Origin of the sequence: Erysipelatoclostridium sp. An173, from assembly GCF_002160495.1 — a bacterium.
Classification (GTDB): domain Bacteria; phylum Bacillota_I; class Bacilli_A; order Erysipelotrichales; family Coprobacillaceae; genus Thomasclavelia; species Thomasclavelia merdavium.
Genome location: NZ_NFKR01000087.1, coordinates 1 through 1,705, shown reverse-complemented (window position 1 = coordinate 1,705; position 1,705 = coordinate 1). Strand labels below are relative to the sequence as shown.

Here is a 1,705-nt window from a genome sequence, read left to right as displayed (position 1 = left end):
CAAAGCCGGGCAGTATCTTAAACCGGTATTAGTACAATGTGCATTGGCAGCCATCAGAAAGAAAAACAGTTATTTTGGTCAAAAGTATACAAGGATCAAGAAAAGAAGAGGACACAAGAAAGCAATCATAGCTATCGCAAGAATGATGCTTGTCAGTATTTATCACATGATTCTTACTGGAGAAAAGTTCAATCCTTCAGACTACGAATCATTTAAGGATCCAAAGCCACAAAGAGAAAAGAATAATTATACAGTTGAGACAGCACTGGACTTTCTAAAATCACAGGGATTTGATGTATCATCTATTCAAGAAATTCCTAAATAATATTCTGTTTTTTCTAAATGAAACCGAACTTGTTTTTAAGTTCGTCTTTTTTTGTGTTTTTACTCACGATTGGGTCAAATTATTTTTCACACTTTCCTCCTTCTATCTAAGTATTTTATCGTTTTTAAATACCATAAATCATAGAAATTTTTTCTATAATATGACATACATCAAACTTTTGTATGTTTAATTTATTGTAATTTCCCATACATATTCTTTTATTTTTATTAAGTAGTCCCTTTATCCCATTATAAAATGAATTAATGTCATTAGGCTCACATAAAAATCCACCATTTTCGTTGACTAAATCAATATTTCCTCGAATCTTACTAACTATACAAGGTAATCCAGCCGCCATTGCTTCCATTAATGCAACTGATAGTCCCTCACGATATGATGGAAAACAAAAAATATCTGAAATTTTTAAGATTTCTTTTATATCATTTCTGTAACCTACAAATATTACTTTGTTTTGAAGATTAAGTTGCTTAACCAACTCTTTTAAATATTTTTCTTTATCACCTTTACCACATAAGATATATTTAAATTTTACGTCTGTCTTGAACATTGATAAAGCTTTTATGATTATCTCATGATTTTTATTGGTATTTAGTTCACCTACAGATATCAAAATTTTTTCATCTTCATCTGTAATACCAAACTCTGCTTTTTTCTTTATAACATCAACATATGTATTTTGAATTTCTTCAACATGTACTCCAATTCCTGGAACATATTCAACTTCTTTAGCATAAAATTTTTCTTTTGCTCTTTTATAATCTTCTTTATTAATTGTAATTAAACAATCAGTTAATTTAGAACACAGCTTTTCTATCGGGTAAAAGATTATCCAATTTTTTAACGGAGCTCCATCATAGAAATGAAAACCATGAGCAGTATATATTACCTTTGTACCTTGTCTACGTGATTTTTTAAAAGCTAATCTTGCTAAAACGCCGCCAATTGGTGAATGGCAATGCATCAAATTATACTTTTCCTTTAATGCTAACTGTTTTAAAAATTCATATGATTTAAACATATCCTTTAATGCAAACATACTTCTAGGAATAGGTATATGATAATGTTTAACATTTAATTCATCTAGATCTTTAATTAATTTTTTTACCTGTTCATTTGATGTTGAACTTCCATACTCAAAATTACACGCAACGCTTACTTCATAACCTAATTCATGCAGCAAATTAATATTGTCGCGATTAAACTGATCGATCATTGATGCAACAGAAGCTATTATAATTGCTTTTTTCATCATAACCATACATTCCTTTCCGCCTGAAGCTCCAAGGCACACATAGTCATGAAAATCAAGCATTTCTTTTTATCAAAGTAAGTGTTATAATATGTGTGGTTATATAAGCT

The 1,705-nt window shown here is 29.3% G+C and carries 2 protein-coding genes; one reads left to right on the top strand and one right to left on the bottom strand.

Translation table 11 applies throughout. The features are described 5' to 3' along the window. Window positions 1-325 (top strand): hypothetical protein (locus B5F09_RS14440; protein WP_343283915.1); only part of this gene is annotated, 325 nt, incomplete at its 5' end. Between the two features lie 124 nt (window positions 326-449). Here B5F09_RS14440 and B5F09_RS14435 read toward each other — a convergent pair. After that, a complete protein-coding gene (locus B5F09_RS14435) occupies window positions 450-1,604 on the bottom strand; it encodes a glycosyltransferase family 4 protein (protein WP_158095868.1) in 1,155 nt (384 codons plus the stop codon). Between the last annotated feature and the right edge of the window lie 101 nt (window positions 1,605-1,705).